Annotated in this window: 14 protein-coding genes; 1 reads left to right on the top strand and 13 read right to left on the bottom strand. The window is 74.6% G+C overall.

Annotated features, from left to right (window positions below):
• Positions 1-110 precede the first annotated feature (110 nt).
• The 10 genes from ACFVQZ_RS18560 to infC all read right to left on the bottom strand — a co-directional run bounded on the left by ACFVQZ_RS18560 (position 111) and on the right by infC (position 11,225).
• Complete coding sequence (locus tag ACFVQZ_RS18560; protein WP_030493503.1) at positions 111-641, bottom strand: NUDIX domain-containing protein; 531 nt, start codon at positions 639-641, stop codon at positions 111-113.
• Between the two features lie 62 nt (positions 642-703).
• The gene (locus ACFVQZ_RS18555) at positions 704-2,044 is read right to left on the bottom strand and encodes a transcriptional regulator (protein WP_383623913.1); all 1,341 of its coding nucleotides are present in this window, start codon (positions 2,042-2,044) and stop codon (positions 704-706) included.
• A 281-nt stretch (positions 2,045-2,325) separates the two neighbouring features.
• A complete protein-coding gene (locus tag ACFVQZ_RS18550; protein ID WP_030493501.1) occupies positions 2,326-3,420 on the bottom strand; it encodes a PP2C family protein-serine/threonine phosphatase in 1,095 nt (364 codons plus the stop codon).
• 280 nt (positions 3,421-3,700) lie between these two features.
• Positions 3,701-6,214 carry a phenylalanine--tRNA ligase subunit beta gene (gene pheT, locus ACFVQZ_RS18545; protein WP_030493500.1) on the bottom strand — a complete coding sequence of 838 codons (2,514 nt, stop codon included), beginning with the start codon at positions 6,212-6,214 and terminating at the stop codon, positions 3,701-3,703.
• Entirely contained in the window at positions 6,214-7,341 is a 1,128-nt protein-coding gene (pheS, locus tag ACFVQZ_RS18540) for a phenylalanine--tRNA ligase subunit alpha (RefSeq protein WP_383623908.1), read from the bottom strand. Before pheS ends, pheT begins: the two co-directional genes overlap by 1 nt.
• Positions 7,342-7,508: 167 nt before the next feature.
• The gene (locus ACFVQZ_RS18535; RefSeq protein WP_030493498.1) at positions 7,509-8,642 is read right to left on the bottom strand and encodes a PAS domain-containing sensor histidine kinase; all 1,134 of its coding nucleotides are present in this window, start codon (positions 8,640-8,642) and stop codon (positions 7,509-7,511) included.
• A gap of 133 nt (positions 8,643-8,775) precedes the next feature.
• The gene (locus ACFVQZ_RS18530) at positions 8,776-9,615 is read right to left on the bottom strand and encodes an RNA methyltransferase (protein ID WP_030493497.1); all 840 of its coding nucleotides are present in this window, start codon (positions 9,613-9,615) and stop codon (positions 8,776-8,778) included.
• A gap of 109 nt (positions 9,616-9,724) precedes the next feature.
• Entirely contained in the window at positions 9,725-10,111 is a 387-nt protein-coding gene (rplT, locus tag ACFVQZ_RS18525; protein ID WP_030493496.1) for a 50S ribosomal protein L20, read from the bottom strand.
• 106 nt (positions 10,112-10,217) lie between these two features.
• Positions 10,218-10,412, bottom strand: a complete 195-nt coding sequence (gene rpmI / locus ACFVQZ_RS18520) for a 50S ribosomal protein L35 (protein WP_030493495.1) — start codon at positions 10,410-10,412, stop codon at positions 10,218-10,220.
• 123 nt (positions 10,413-10,535) lie between these two features.
• The gene (gene infC / locus ACFVQZ_RS18515; RefSeq protein WP_081958947.1) at positions 10,536-11,225 is read right to left on the bottom strand and encodes a translation initiation factor IF-3; all 690 of its coding nucleotides are present in this window, start codon (positions 11,223-11,225) and stop codon (positions 10,536-10,538) included.
• A 302-nt stretch (positions 11,226-11,527) separates the two neighbouring features.
• Between infC and ACFVQZ_RS18510 the strand changes: the two genes are divergently transcribed.
• Positions 11,528-11,917: a DUF1844 domain-containing protein gene (locus ACFVQZ_RS18510; RefSeq protein ID WP_030493493.1), complete on the top strand. Its 390-nt coding sequence runs from the start codon at positions 11,528-11,530 to the stop codon at positions 11,915-11,917.
• Positions 11,918-11,941: 24 nt separating this feature from the next.
• Here the strand turns inward: ACFVQZ_RS18510 and ACFVQZ_RS18505 are convergent, their stop codons facing one another.
• Genes ACFVQZ_RS18505 through ACFVQZ_RS18495 form a run of 3 tightly spaced genes read right to left on the bottom strand, consistent with a single transcriptional unit; the run spans position 11,942 to position 14,764 of the window.
• Positions 11,942-12,676 (bottom strand): SseB family protein, encoded by a 735-nt coding sequence (locus ACFVQZ_RS18505; protein ID WP_383623902.1) that lies wholly within the window; start codon positions 12,674-12,676, stop codon positions 11,942-11,944.
• 46 nt (positions 12,677-12,722) lie between these two features.
• Positions 12,723-13,949: a type VII secretion-associated serine protease mycosin gene (gene mycP / locus ACFVQZ_RS18500; protein WP_383623898.1), complete on the bottom strand. Its 1,227-nt coding sequence runs from the start codon at positions 13,947-13,949 to the stop codon at positions 12,723-12,725.
• A complete protein-coding gene (locus tag ACFVQZ_RS18495; protein WP_383624243.1) occupies positions 13,946-14,764 on the bottom strand; it encodes a hypothetical protein in 819 nt (272 codons plus the stop codon). The genes mycP and ACFVQZ_RS18495 overlap by 4 nt, the downstream gene beginning before the upstream one ends.
• Positions 14,765-14,917 lie beyond the last annotated feature (153 nt).

Below are 14,917 nucleotides of genomic sequence, written 5' to 3'. Positions count from 1 at the left end.
GATTGTCGCTCTCCGCGACCGGAACGGCCCGTACTCCCGCACAGGTACGGGCCGTTCGCCTTTCCCCGTCATGCGCCGCGGGTCAGCTTTCCCCCGTCATGCGCCGCAGGTCAGCCGAGCCGCAGGTGACGGAGCATCAGCAGCCCCGCCGCCATGTTCGCCGCCGGGATCTGTCCGCGGGTGATCAGCTCCGGGACCTCCTTCAGCGGCACCCAGGCGCGCCGCGAGGACTCGAAGCCGTCGGCCGGCGGGCCGGTCCAGGTGGCCCGGTCCGTCCAGTAGAGGTGGTGCCGGGCGTCGCTGAGCCCGTTGGACGGCTCGACGGTGAGGAGCGGGCGCAGCGGCCCCGGCCGCCAGCCGGTCTCCTCCTCCATCTCGCGGGCGGCGGCGGCCTCGGGGGTCTCGCCGTCCTCGACGACGCCGGCGGCCAGCTCCCAGCCCCAGCTGTCGGTGATGAAGCGGTGGCGCCAGAGCATGAGGACCTCGTCGGCGTCGTTGACGACGGTCGCGACGGCGACGGGGCGGAGCCGGATCAGATAGTGGTCGAGGTGGCGGCCGTCCGGAAGTTCGACGTCCGCGAGATTGACCCGGAACCAGCGGTTCTCATAGACGGAGTGCTCACTCAGTTTCGTCCACTGCACGTTCTTGCCACCTTCCGACTGGTAGGCGCGTGTTCGGTGGCAATATCGCACCAGTTCGACGGTCAGAGCGGAACGCGCAACGCTCCGTCGATCAGCTCCGCCGCCTCCCGCGCGTCCCCCGCGTCACAGGCGAGCAGGTGCTCCCGGGCCTGCCGCAGCCGGTCCCGCAGCCGCCGCGACTCCATCCCGCGCGCCCGCTCGGTCATCTCGACCGCCGTGCGCGCGGCCGAGTCCGCCTCGCCCTGCCGCAGTTCGACCTGGCAGAGCAGCGCCAGCCGGTGCACCCGGCCCCGGTCGTGCGAGGGCGCCCCCGCCGCCCGCGCCGCCTGCTCGTACGCCCCCGCGAGATCACCCAGACTGAGGAGCGCCTCCGCGACCTGGACGTTGACGAGCCCCGGCTGGACGTACCCGGTCTCGGCCGGCTCCGCCGCCGGCGCGATCCGCTCCGCCGCCGCCTCGGCCCGCCGGATGCAGTCGAGCGCCGGCCGGCCCTCGCCGAGCCGGGCGTACGCCTTCGCCTGCATCGCCGTCAGATCGGCCGCCAGCGCCGGGCTGATGGTCCCGTCGGCCGCCCGCAGCGCCGCCTCCGCGAAGGCCACCGCCTGCCGGAACTCCCCGAGCAGCAGGCACTGGTTGACCATCAGCGCGATCACGTACGCCCCGAACGCCCGGTCGCCGCTGGCCTTCGCCAGCCGCAGCGCCTGCTGGAAGTAGCGCTGCGCGAGGCCGTGCGCGTCGGCGTCGTAGGCGCAGATCCCGGCCACCGCCACCAGTCCCCCGGTGGCCCGGTGCAGCGAGCGCCCCAGGGCGTCGCTGTAGGAGCCGCGCAGCCGGGGCGCGGCCTCGGTGGTCAGGAACCCGACGATCCGGGCGCGGGTCGCGATGCCGCCGGCCTTCCGGTACATCTGCTCGTAGTGCGCGCGGGCCGCGCTCAGCAGGGCGATGTCGGCGGGCTCCACCCGGGTCAGACCGGTCCGGGACACGTCGGTGTCCTCCGGCGGGTTCTCCCACTCCCACACCGGCATCACGGCCGGCGTGCCGGTCACCGCCGGGGCGGCGGCCAGGTACGGGCGCTGCTGCTCGTCCGACCGCCACAGCGCGGTGGCCCGGTCGACGAAGCCGGACAGCGGGGTGCCGGGCGCGGGCGCGCCGCCCGCGGGCACGCCGAGCCCAATGTCGTCGAGGCCCACGGGCCGGCCCAGCCGGGCCGCGAGCACCTCGCAGATCAGGTCGGGCACCTGGCCGCGCGGGCGCTGGCCCTTCAGCCACCGTGCCACGGCGGTGTGTTCGTAACGCAGGGCAAGGCCCCTGGCCCGTCCGGCCCGGTTCACACGGTCGGCGAGCCCGGCGTGGGAGACGCCCGCCTCGTCCAGGAGGGCGTCGAGCAGGGTGTTGGGCTGCATGACCCCTCCGGTCGCTCGGTGAACTCAGCGTAGCGGTGGCTGAATTCGTCCGGTGCGCTTTCGCACGGGGTGTGAAGGAAGTGCCCGTCGTTCCGGCCCGTGCGCGCTCCCGCCGGCGGAGCCGTACCGCTTGACTGGGCTTCTCGCCGACCGGCGAGAACGACCGGGCCGCCGGCTCCCCCTCGTACAGTGCGGTCGCCCGGTCCCGCGCCGCCCGCCCCGCCGATCTGCCCGACACTCCGTGGCGGGGCGGGCGGCGCCCGTGCCCCCGGACCCTCCGCTCAGCAGTGGGTGGAGGGAGCGGGCCGGGGACGGCGCAGCCCGGGTTCGGCGGGCTGCGCCGGCACCCGGACGCGGTCGTTGCGGACGACGAGCAGGGCCACGTCGTCGTCGAGCCGGCCGCCGGTGTGCCGCAGCAGCGCCTCGTGCGTCTGCCGGACGACGGTGCGGGGCGCCCGTCCGGCGCTCCGGGCGAGCGCCGCTTCGAGGGCGAAGAACCGGCCGCGTCCGTCGCGGGCCTCCTCCGCCCCGTCGGTGTGCAGCACCAGCGTCTCGCCGGGCAGCAGCCGGGCGGCGGTGTACGGGACGAGCGCGGCCGGCAGCGGCAGGACGCCGAGCGGCGGCAGCGGCTCGCCCACCGGCAGCCGCTCCACCCGGGTGCCGAGCCGGTACGGGGCGGGGTGGCCGCAGTCGAGGACGGCGAGCCGCCCGTCGGACCGGACCTCCAGGAGCAGCAGCGTCACGAACTCCTCGGCCGCCGGGTGCTCGGGCTCTCCCCCGCCGCCCGCCGGGTGCTCGTCGCGGGCCCGGTCCCGCAGATGGCGCTGGAGCGCCCGCTCCAGCCGCCGCAGCACGCCGCCGAGTTCGGCCTCGTCGTGGGCGGCCTCGCGGAAGCTGCCCAGCACGGCGACGACGGCGCCGAGCGCGGCCAGCCCGTGGCCCCGCACGTCCCCGACGAGGATCCGCACCCCGTACGGCGTGGCCACCGCCTCGTACAGGTCGCCGCCCACCGAGGCGCCGCGGGTGGCGGACAACTGCCCGGCGGCCAGGGCGAGTCCGTCGAGCCGGGCGGGCGGCGGACGCAGCAGCACCTGCTGGGTGGCCTCGGCGACGGCCCGCACCCGCGCCAGCTCGCGCCGCAGCTGCCACCGCACCCCGAGGACGAGCCCGGTGCCGACCGTCAGGAACACGATGCTGGTCGCGATCCGCATCGGCAGCCCGGGCTGCCGGGCCAGCGGACAGCCGAACTTCCACGCCACGGCCACCGCGCCCCAGCCGAGGGGCAGCGCGATCGGGGCCGACCGGCGGAGCCGGGAGCCGACGGCGGCGCCCAGGGGCCCCGTACGGCGGTGGTCGTCACGGCTGGTACGGATCATGTACGGCCCTTCCCGAGCCCCGACAGCGCCCGAAGGCCCTGCGGCACACAGGTCCGCCCCTGTGGCCGCGTCGATTCTGCCGACCGTACGGACCACGGGGGAACACCCCCCACCGATCTCACCCGAAGGAGTGACCACCCCCCACCCGCCACCCCACGCCGGCCCCGCGCCACGCGTACGGCCGGCCGACCGTCGCGGGCCCGTACGAGCCCGGCGGCCCCGGAAACGGCGGAGGGCCGCCCCGGGAGGGGGTCCCGGGGCGGCCCTTCGTGGGGAGCGGTCAGGCGCCGCGGAGGACGGCGCCGGTGTGCTCGGCGGCCAGGGCGACCGCGGCGTCGCGGGCGGCGGTGGCCTCCTCGACGGTGAGGGTGCGGTCCGGGGCGCGGAACTTCAGCGCGTACGCCAGGGACTTCTTGCCCTCGCCGACCTGGTCGCCGGTGTAGACGTCGAACAGGCGGATGGACTCCAGGAGTTCGCCCGCGCCGCCGGTCAGGTAGTACTCGACCGCGGCGGACGGCACCGACGCGTCGACGACGAGGGCCACGTCCTGGGTGGCGACCGGGAAGGCCGAGATGCGCGGGGCCTTCACCAGGGCGCCGCTCGCGCGCTCCAGGACGTCCAGGTCGATCTCCATCGCGCAGGTGCGGGCCGGGAGGCCCAGCGCCTTGACGACGCGCGGGTGGAGCTCGCCGCCGTGGCCGGCCAGGGTCTTGACCCCGTCGACCATGACGTGGAAGGCGGCGCAGCGGCCCGGGTGCCACGGGGCGTGCTGGTCGGCGTCGATCAGCAGCTCCGCGCCGGCCTCGGCGGCGATCAGGCGGGCGGCCTGGATCGCGTCGGCCCAGTCGGCCGGGCGGCCCTTGCCCCACCAGCCGGACTGCTCGCGGGCGCCGGCGAGGACGACGGCGGCGCGGCGCGGCTGCGCGGGCAGCGCGGCGTTGACGCCGGCGATCTCCTCGTCGGTGGGACGGCGGTCCACCGGCAGGCGGACCGCGACCTTCGGCTCGCCCTCGGGCCGGAAGACCAGACCGGTCTCGAAGAGCGCGAGGTCGTGGCTGCCGCGGCTGTCGTTGCGGCGGAGCGCGCCGAGCAGACCGGGGAGCAGCGTGGTGCGGAGCGCGGGCTCCTCGTCGGAGAGCGGGTTGACGAGGGTGACGGCCGTGCGGCGGGCGTCGTCCGCGTCGAGGCCGAGCTGGTCGAGGACCTGCTGCCCCATGAAGGGGTAGTTCAGGGCCTCGACGTAGCCGGCGCCGGCGAGGGCGCGGCCGATCCGGCGGTGGACGCGCTGGCGCTCGGTGAGGCCGCGGCCGGCCGGGGGCTTCGGCAGCGTGGAGGGCAGGTTCTCGTAGCCCTCCAGCCGGATGACCTCCTCGGCGAGGTCGTTCGGCTCGCTGAGGTCGGGGCGCCACGAGGGCACGGTGACGACGAGCTCGTCCTGGCCGTAGACGTCGCAGCCGACCTCCTGGAGGCGGCGGACGACGGTCTCGCGGCCGTAGTCCACACCCGCGACCTTGTCGGGGTGGTTCGCCGGCATGGTGATGGTGCGCGGCGCGGACGGGGCGGAGATCTCGGTGACGCCGGCCTCGGCGGTGCCGCCCGCGAGCAGCACCAGCAGGTCGACGCAGCGCTGGGCGGCGGCGGCCGCGGCCTGCGGGTCGACGCCGCGCTCGAAGCGCTTGGACGCCTCGGAGGACAGCTTGTGGCGGCGGGCCGTGCGGGCGATCGAGATCGCGTCGAAGTGCGCGGCCTCGATGACGACCTCGGTGGTCGCCCCGGCCGCGTCGGCGTGGTCCGCGATCTCGGTGTCGGCGCCGCCCATGACGCCCGCGATGCCGATGGGGCCGCGGTTGTCGGTGATGACCAGGTCGGCGGCGTCGAGGACGCGGACCGTGCCGTCGAGGGTGGTGATCTTCTCGCCGGCCTCGGCGCGGCGGACCCCGACGGGGCCGTCGAGCCGGGTGCGGTCGTAGGCGTGCAGCGGCTGGCCGAGCTCCAGCATCACGTAGTTGGTGATGTCGACGGCGAGCGAGATCGGGCGCATGCCGGCCTTCTGGAGGCGGCGCTGCAGCCAGATCGGCGACCGGGCCTCGGGGTCGAGGCCGACCACGGTGCGGGCGGTGAAGCGGTCGCAGCCGATGGGGTCGGCGATCTGGACCGGGTAGCCGTACGAGTTCGGCGCGGGCACGTCGAGGAGCGCCGGGTCGCGCAGCGGCAGCCCGTACGCGATGGCGGCCTCGCGGGCGACGCCGCGCATCGAGAGGCAGTAGCCGCGGTCCGGGGTGACGGCGATGTCGAGGACCTCGTCGTACAGCTCCAGGAGGGCGGTGGCGTCGAGGCCGACCTCGTGCTCCGGCGGCAGGACGATGATCCCGTGGTTCGGGTCCTCGCCCATGCCCAGCTCCTCGCTGGAGCAGATCATGCCGCGCGAGACCTTGCCGTAGGTCTTGCGCTCGGCGATGCGGAAGTCGCCGGGGAGGACGGCGCCGGGGAGGGCCACGACGACCTTGTCGCCGACGGCGAAGTTCCGGGCGCCGCAGATGATCTCCTGGGGCTCGCCGGTGCCGTTGGCGGAGCCGACGTCGACGGTGCAGAAGCGGATGGGCTTCTTGAACTCCGTCAGCTCCTCGATGGTGAGGACCTTGCCGACCACCAGCGGGCCGGTGAGGCCGGCGCCGAGCTGCTCGACGGTCTCGACCTCGAGGCCGGCGGTGATGAGCTTGGCCTGGACGTCGCGGCCGGTCTCCGTCGCCGGCAGGTCGACGTACTCCCGCAGCCAAGAAAGCGGGACCCGCATCAGATCTCCATCCCGAACGGCCGGGTGAACCGGACGTCACCCTCGACCATGTCTCGCATGTCTTCCACGTTGTGCCGGAACATCAGCATCCGCTCGATGCCGAAGCCGAAGGCGAAGCCGCTGTACTTCTCCGGGTCGACGCCGCAGGCGATGAGCACCTTCGGGTTGACCATGCCGCAGCCGCCGAGCTCGATCCAGCCCTCGCTGCCGCAGGTGCGGCAGGGGCGGTCGGGGTTGCCGACGGACTCGCCGCGGCAGACGTAGCAGAGCATGTCCATCTCGGCGGACGGCTCGGTGAACGGGAAGAAGTTCGGGCGGAGCCGGGTCTTCATGTCCGAGCCGAAGAGCGCCTGGACCATGTGGTCGAGGGTGCCCTTGAGGTCGGCCATGGTGAGGCCCTGGTCCACGGCGAGCAGCTCGATCTGGTGGAACACCGGGGTGTGCGTGGCGTCGAGCTCGTCGGTGCGGTACACGCGGCCGGGGCACACCACGTAGACCGGGGGCTCCCGGTCGATGAGGGTGCGGGCCTGGACCGGCGAGGTGTGGGTGCGGAGCACGACACCGGACTCGTCGCCCGTGGTGCCCTCCGGACCCTGGACGAAGAAGGTGTCCTGCATCTGCCGCGCCGGGTGGTCCGGCACGAAGTTGAGCGCGTCGAAGTTGAACCACTCCGCCTCGACCTCGGGGCCTTCGGCGACCTCGTAGCCCATCGAGACGAAGACGTCGGCGACGCGCTCCATCAGCGTGGTCAGCGGGTGGCGCGCGCCGGCCGGGATCCGGTCGTACGGCAGGGTGACGTCGACGGCCTCCTCGACGAGGACGCGGGCGTCCCGCTCGGCCTCCAGCTCGGCCTGGCGGGCGGCGAGCGCCTTGGAGACGGCGCCGCGGGCCTGGCCGACGAGCTTGCCGGCCGCGGCCTTGGCCTGCGGGGGCAGTGCGCCGATCTCGCGGTTGGCGAGGGCCAGCGGCGAGGTGCCGCCGGTGTGCGCGGTCTTGGCGTGCGCGAGCGCGTCGAGGTCTCCGGCGGCGGCGAAGGCGGCGAGCGCCTCGTCCCGCATGCGCTCGATCTCTTCCGGTTTCAAGGCCTCGACCTCGACCGGGTCGTACGACTTATTGGGTGCCGACATCTCTTCCCGTGCTTCCGTGTGGGCTTGGCTGGGGCGACCCCGGTTCGACGACAGACGACAAGGGCGCAAACGTGCCAAAGGTCGAGTCTAACGGGGTGGGGACACGCTGATGAGCCCGTGGGGGCCCCGGTGGCTCTCGGTCCCGTCAGGTCTCGGTGGGTCAGACGTCAGACGAGATGGGCCGGGGCGCCGACGGGCAGGATAAATCGGAACTCGGCGCCGCCGCGCGGGCCGCGTCCGACGGTGATGGAGCCGCCGTGGGCCTCGACGAGGCCCTTGACGATGTAGAGCCCGAGTCCGGTGCCGCCGCGTTTGCTGCCGCGCCAGAAGCGGGTGAAGACGCGGTTCATGGACTCCTCGGGGATGCCCGGGCCCTCGTCGCTCACGGTGACCTCCGTCCCCTCCTCGCCGGTGCCGTCGGTGCCCGCGGTGCGGGGCGCCACCTCGATGGTGACGGTTCCGGCGCCGTGGCGCACCGCGTTTTCCAGGAGGTTGCCGAGGATCTGGTCGATCTTGTCGGGGTCGGCCCAGAGCGCGGGCAGTCCGGGACGGGTCCGGACGAAGAAGCGGTCGGGCGGCTGGCCGCCGGTGGTGTGGGCCTGGACGTGCCGGGAGATGGCGGCGGCGATGTCGACGGGCTGGCGGCGGACCTCCAGCCGGCCGGAGTCGATCCGGGAGATGTCGAGGAGTTCGGCGATGAGCCGTTTGATGCGGCCGGCGTCGGCGTCGACGGTCTCCAGCATGAGCCGCTTCTGCTCGTCGGTGAACCGCTCCCACTTGCTGAGGAGGGTGGCGGTGAAGCCCTTCACGGAGGTGAGCGGGGAGCGCAGCTCGTGGGCGACGGTGGCGATGAGCTCGGCGTGGCTGCGTTCGGAGCGGCGGCGGGCCTCGGTGCCGCGCAGCGAGACGACGACCCGGCGGACGGGGCCGGTGGGGTGCTCGCGGACGTACCGGGCGGAGACGAGGACCTCCCGGCCGCCGGGCAGCAGCAGGTTCCGCTCGGGCTGGCCGCGCCGGGTGGCGAGGCCGCCGTACGGGTCGGTGAGGGTCCACCAGCGGTGCCCCTTGAGGTCCTCCAGGGGCAGCGCCTGGTCGAGCGGCAGGCCGAGCGCCTCGGGGGCGGGGACGGCGGTGATGCGGCTGGCGGCGGCGTTGAAGCAGACGACGCGGCCCCGTTCGTCGGCGACGACGAGCCCGTCGGGCAGGTCGTCCGGGTCGATCCCGGGCCACGGCTCGGGGGCGCGCGGCCCGTCCGCGCGTCGCTGTGCGTTCCGCGCGGGACTGTCCGTGCCGGCCGTCATCCCCTGCTCCCACCCCTCCGTGTACCGCAGTGGGCTCCGAGTGCGTCACTCTACTGGGCGAGGGTGACCAACGGGAGTCGGAAGGGCACACCGGGTGGCCGGATCACAGCGGTGTGATACGGCCCCGGGGCGGTCAGGCGCCGCGGCGGGGGCGCTGGGCGCGGGCGGAGGCGTACAGGCAGACCGCCGCGGCGGTGGCCAGATTGAGGCTCTCGGCCTTGCCGTGGATGGGGACGCGGACGACGGCGTCGGCGAGGGCCCGGGTCTCCTCCGGGAGTCCCCACGCCTCGTTGCCGAAGATCCAGGCGGTGGGGCCGCCCATGGTGCCGGCGTCGAGTTCGTCGTCCAGGTCGTCCTGTCCGGCGCCGTCGGCGGCGAGGATCCGGACGCCGGCGCCCCGGAGGCCGGCGACGGCCTGTTCGACGGGGACGCCGACGGCGACGGGGAGGTGGTAGAGCGAGCCGACGGAGGCGCGGACCGACTTGGGGTTGTACAGGTCGACGGAGGCGTCGGTGAGGATCACGGCGTCGGCGCCGGCGGCGTCGGCGCAGCGGAGCACGGTGCCGGCGTTCCCGGGGTCGCGGACGTGCGCGAGGACGGCGACCAGCTTGGGCTTCGCGGCGAGGATCGCCTCGAAGGGCGAGTCGAGGAAACGGCAGACGCCGACGAGGCCCTGCGGGGTGACGGTCTGGGAGACCTCGGCGAGGACGGCGTCGGAGGCGTGGTGGACGCGGGCTCCGGCGGCGCGGGCGGCGTCCACGATGGGCGCGTACCGCTCGGCGGCCTCGACGGTGGTGAAGAGCTCGACGAGGGTGGGGGTGCCGTCGGGGCCGCGGTGGGCGACGGCCTCGCGGACGGCCTGGGGCCCTTCGGCGAGGAAGAGGCGGTCCTTGCCCCGGAAGTTGCGCTTGGCGAGCCGCCGGGCGGCGACGACGCGCGGGGAACGCGGGGAGATCAGCTCGGGGGTGGACATGTGCCTGGGGCTCTCTGACTCGGCTCGACTCGGGTACGGGGGTGTCAACGCGCCGGACCCGCAGGCGCGGGGCCTGCGGGTCCGGGCGGAAGCACTGCGGCCTGGAGGATCAGGCGGCGGCCTTCGGGGCGTTGACGTCGGCCGGGAGGGCCTTCTGCGCGACCTCGACCAGCGCGGCGAACGCGTTGATGTCGTTGACGGCCAGCTCGGCGAGGATCTTGCGGTCCACCTCGATGTTGGCGGCCTTCAGACCCTGGATGAGGCGGTTGTACGTCATGCCGTTCTGGCGGGCAGCGGCGTTGATGCGCTGGATCCACAGCTGACGGAAGTCGCCCTTGCGCTTCTTGCGGTCGTTGTAGTTGTAGACCAGCGAGTGGGTGACCTGCTCCTTGGCCTTGCGGTACAGGCGCGAACGCTGACCGCGGTAGCCGGAGGCCTGCTCGAGGATCGCCCGGCGCTTCTTGTGGGCGTTGACTGCCCGCTTGACGCGTGCCACTTCTTACTCCTTGTAGCGGGGCCGTGGTGTGTTCACACGACCCGGAAAACGGATGGGTCCCGGTCTTGGCCGGATGCCCTCGTCGGCCGAGGGCGGGAGATCAGGATCAGATGCCCAGCATCTTCTTGATCTTGGCGCTGTCACCCGGGGCCATCTCGGCGTTGCCGGTGAGGCGACGCGTCAGCTTGGACGACTTGTGCTCGAGCAGGTGGCGCTTGCCGGCGCGCTCCCGCATGATCTTGCCGGAGCCGGTGACCTTGAAGCGCTTCTTGGCACCGGAGTGCGTCTTGTTCTTCGGCATGGCGCCGTTATCTCCTCGTCAGTGGCGCTCCCCCGGTGCGGACACCGGACAACCGGGAGCGTCAATTCTTCGTGTGGTTACCGGGCGGGACCCGGGGGCTGCCGCGGGGGCAGCCCCCTCGGATCACGCCTCGGCGTTCTCGGCCGACGTGTCGGCCGAAGCCTCCTCGGCACCGGCCGCGGGGGCGGTGCCCTGGCGCTCCGCCTTGCGCGCGGCCTGAGCCTCGCGCGCCTCGGCCATGGCCTCGGTCTTCTTCTTGTGCGGGCCCAGAACCATGATCATGTTCCGGCCGTCCTGCTTCGGGTTGGACTCGATGAAGCCCAGCTCCTGGACGTCCTCGGCGAGGCGCTGCAGCAGGCGGTATCCAAGCTCGGGCCGGGACTGCTCACGACCACGGAACATGATCGTGATCTTGACCTTGTCGCCCTGCTTGAGGAAGCGGACGACGTGGCCCTTCTTGGTGTCGTAGTCGTGCGGGTCGATCTTCGGCCGGAGCTTCATCTCCTTGATGACCGTGTGCGCCTGATTCTTGCGCGCCTCACGGGCCTTCATGGCCGACTCGTACTTGAACTTCCCGTAGTCCATGAGCTTGCACACGGGCGGACGGGCGTTCGCCGCGACCTCGACCAGATCGAGGTCGTACTCCTGCGCGAGCTCCAGGGCCTTGGCAAGGGGGACGATGCCCACCTGCTCGCCGCTGGGGCCGACAAGACGCACCTCGGGAACGCGAATCCGCTCGTTGATGCGGGGCTCGGCGCTGATGGATCCTCCTCGGTAGCACCACGCGACCGCCTTGGCGGACGGACACGTCATTCACAATCAATGAGACCAACCGAGCGGGCGCACGAAAAATGCCCCGACGGGACACAGGCGGGGCTCCAAGGAAACCGGAGCACCACCACGGTCAACCGCGGGGCGCACATCGGGCGGCTCCATCGTCCGTACGGAACGATGGGCGCCGCCTGACCGGTGACCCGCCGCCCGCGAGGGCGGCCAGGTGGGAGATCGGAGCCTCCACTTGTGGGCCGGACACACAGATGTCCGGCCGGTCGTCACACAAGGTTAGCAGGACCCGGCGGTCGGCGCGAACCGTGCGCCCGCTTATCGTGTGGGGCATGAGCGAGACCCCCCAGAACGAGTCCCCGACCGCCGCCGACGCCTCCGGCGGGACCCCCGACTTCGAGGCCATGACCCGCGACATCGCGGAGGTCCCGGCGGTCGAGGTGATCGTCACCGTCGCCGTCAACCTGATGAGCGCCGCCGCGGTCAAGCTCGGCCTCACCGAGGAGGGCGACGCCCACAAGGACCTCGACGAGGCGCGGAAGCTGATCCACGCGCTCGCGGGCCTGCTGGACGCGAGCACCACGGAGATCTCGTCGTTCCACGCCGCCCCGCTGCGGGACGGCCTGAAGTCCCTCCAGCTCGCCTTCCGCGAGGCGTCGTTCGTACCCGACGAGCCGGGTCAGGGCCCGGGCGAGAAGTACACGGGGGCGGTGTACGGCTAAGCCCGCCCCCGGTCCGCACGGACCTCAGTCGCGTACGTAGAAGGGCTCGCCCGGAGGGGTGGCCGAGGCCGGCAGCAGTGCCAGGTCGAGGCCCCGCACCAGGCGGGCCCTCAGTGTCTCGTCGGCGGCCAGGGCCCGGGCCACGCGCTGGGCGGCCTCGGCGGGGGCGGCGTCGCCGTCGAGGACCAGGGCGAGGGTGCCGTCGGCGGTGCCGGGCCCGAGGTGGGCGCGGAGGACGGCGGGCTCGGCGGCGACCGCGGCGCGGACCGCGTCCCGGACCGCCGGGTCGTCGAGCGGGTCGGTGCTGGTGCGGCCCTCGGCGAGGGCGAGCAGGGCGGATCCGCTCACCTGGTAGGGCACCGGGCCCGCCATGTCGAGGACGAGGGTGTCGGCCTTCTCGTGGACGAGGGCGGCGAGCGCCTGCTGGAGCGGCACCGCGACGGGCCGGGCGGCCGGGTCCCAGCGGGCGAGCGAGGCGATCGAGGTGAAGGCCGGCAGACCGCGCCGGTCACCGGCGGTCAGCGTCGGCACCGCCATGTCGCTGGTCTTCTCCCGCTTCAGCCCGGTCTCCGGGTCGGTCTCCACCTCGCCGAGCACGGCGACGACGGGGACGAGGAGCCGGGCGCCGCGCAGCGCCTCCAGGACGGGGCCGTGCGCGGTGCGGTCCTCCGCCCAGGCCGCGAGGGCCGCGGCGAGCGCCGGGTCTGCGGTGCCGTCGTCGTCGGAGAAACCGGGGTCCGGGATGTTCTTGAGCTCCACGCCCCGAGCCTAACCGCCCGGGTCCGGCGCTCCGGCCGCCGGGCCGTCAGCGGGTGCGGCCGGCCCGGTGGAGGAGGACGGCGATCAGCAGGAGCAGGACGCCGAGGCCGCCGGCGAGGGGCGCGAGCAGGCCGGGACCGGTGCTCTCCTCGGCGGCCGGGAGCGGGCCGGGACCGAAGTACGGGGCGCGGTGGCCGGCCGTGGCGGCCTTCGGGTCGCCGCCCTTCAGCGCGGCGCCGGCCTCGATGGCGGCGGCGGCGTCGACCGTGCCGTAGCCCTTGGCGTCGCTGCGCCCGCCGTCGGGGCGGTCGCGGGCGGTGTCCACGAGGAGCTTCTTGACCTGGGCGGGGGTCAGGTCGGGGTGGGCGGAGCGGACGAGGGCGACGGCGCCGGAGACGAACGCGGCGGCGGCGCTGGTGCCCCAGCCCTCGTAGTACTTGCGGTCGGGGTCGGCGATGACGATGTCGACGCCGGGCGCGTTGACGGTGGCGTACCAGCGGCGGGTGGAGAAGGAGGCGCGGGTGCCGTACCGGTCGACGGCGGTGACGGCGATGACGCCCGGATAGGCGGCCGGGTAGGAGATGTGGTCGCCCTTCTCGCCGCCGTTGCCGGCGGACGCGACGACGGAGACGCCCTTGGCGAGGGCGTACTGGACGGCGGCGTCCTCGCCCGGGTCGGGGTGGGCGGACTTCGAGTCGTCGCCGAGGGACAGGTTGATGACGTCGGCGCCGTGGTCGGCGGCCCAGCGGATGCCCTGGGCGAGGGCGGTGCCGCGGGTCTTGCGGGCCTTGTCGCGGGCCTTGTCCTTGCCTTCGAGGATGACCCGGACGGGCAGGATCCGGGCGCCGGGCGCGATGCCGAGGACGCCGCTGCCGTCGGCCCAGCCGTGGCCGTGGCCGGCGATGATGCCGGCCATCGCGGTGCCGTGGCGGGCCCAGTGGGGGTCGCCCTGGGCGGCGCCGAAGCCGATCAGGTCCTTGCCGGGGAGGACGGAGCCGGCGAGGTCGGGGTGGGTCGCGTCCACGCCGGTGTCGAGGACGGCGACGGTGATCCCCTCGCCCTTGGTGGTGTTCCACGCCTCGTCGACCCGCAGCGTCTCGTGGCCCCACTGGCGGTCGCGGATGGCGTCGGCGTGCGCGGGCGCGGCGGCGGGCAGGACGGCGAAGGCGGCGGCCAGCAGGACGGCCGCGGGCGCGGTGACGGCGGCGCGGACGCGGCGGCCGCGGGAGCGGGGGCTTCGGGCGCGGGCGCTTCCGGGGCGGGGGCGGGTCACCGCTGTTCCTCTTCCTTCGCCGCGTCCTGGGCGGTGGTGCGGAGCTGCTTCTCCAGGCGCTCGGCGATGCCGAGGGCCTCGTGGCCGAGGCCGGACTGGGCGACCGCGTCCGTGCGGCCCTTCTTCATGGCCTGGTCGGCGGGGACCGCGCGCCCGACGGCGCGGCCGTCGGCGAAGCCGGAGACGGCGGTGACGACGACCGGCAGGTCGGCGGGGGCGGTCACCCACCAGGCGGCGCGCTGGGCGGGGCCGAAGCCGGCGGCGACGGTGCCGGGGCCCGCCAGCGCGGGCGGCACGTCGTGGCCGAGGCGGGCGGCGAGCCCGCGCCCGCCGAGGGCGCGCTGGGCGGCGACGTCGGCATCGGTGAACACGAGCCCGACGGTGAGGACGCTGGTGGCGGTGGCGTCGGTGTACGTGGCGCGCAGCACGCGCCGGCAGTCCAGCGGGCGCAGCGCGGCGAGCAGCCGGGGCGCGACGGAGGCGGGCGCGCAGGTCGCGTCGGGCGCGACGACGATCCGGGTCCAGGTGCGGGCGGACGGGCCGGGGCCGGCCTGCGGGGCGGTGAGGGTGCGGGGGAAGAGGGTGTCGACCGGCGCGTTGTGCCAGAGCTCCTTGGCGGCGGTGTACCCGGCGGGTTCGGCGGGCTTCCCGTCGCCGGAGGCGAGCCACACCCCGGCGAGGGCCCCGCCGATGAGCCCGAGTCCGAGCACGACGCAGGCGCCGACGGCCACGGCCCTCCCCCGCCGGCGTTCCCGTACGGGCCGCAGCCGGGTGGTCGTCTCGACGGGCGTCTCCTCGCCCCCGTACGTCGGCACGCGCACGGGCCGCAGCCGCGCGGTCGTCTCCACCGGCCGGGGCACCCCCGCGGCCCCGCCGGCCGCGGAGGCCGGCCGGTGCGGGGCCCGGGGCGGCGGCAGCGGGACGGACCCGGGGGCGGGGGGCGCTGCGGCGGGGCGCTGGGGGGCGGC

Origin of the sequence: Streptomyces sp. NPDC057854, assembly GCF_042797055.1 — a bacterium.
Classification (GTDB): domain Bacteria; phylum Actinomycetota; class Actinomycetes; order Streptomycetales; family Streptomycetaceae; genus Streptomyces.
Note: the sequence above shows the minus strand (reverse complement) of the source record. Positions and strands in the feature narration are given on the sequence as shown.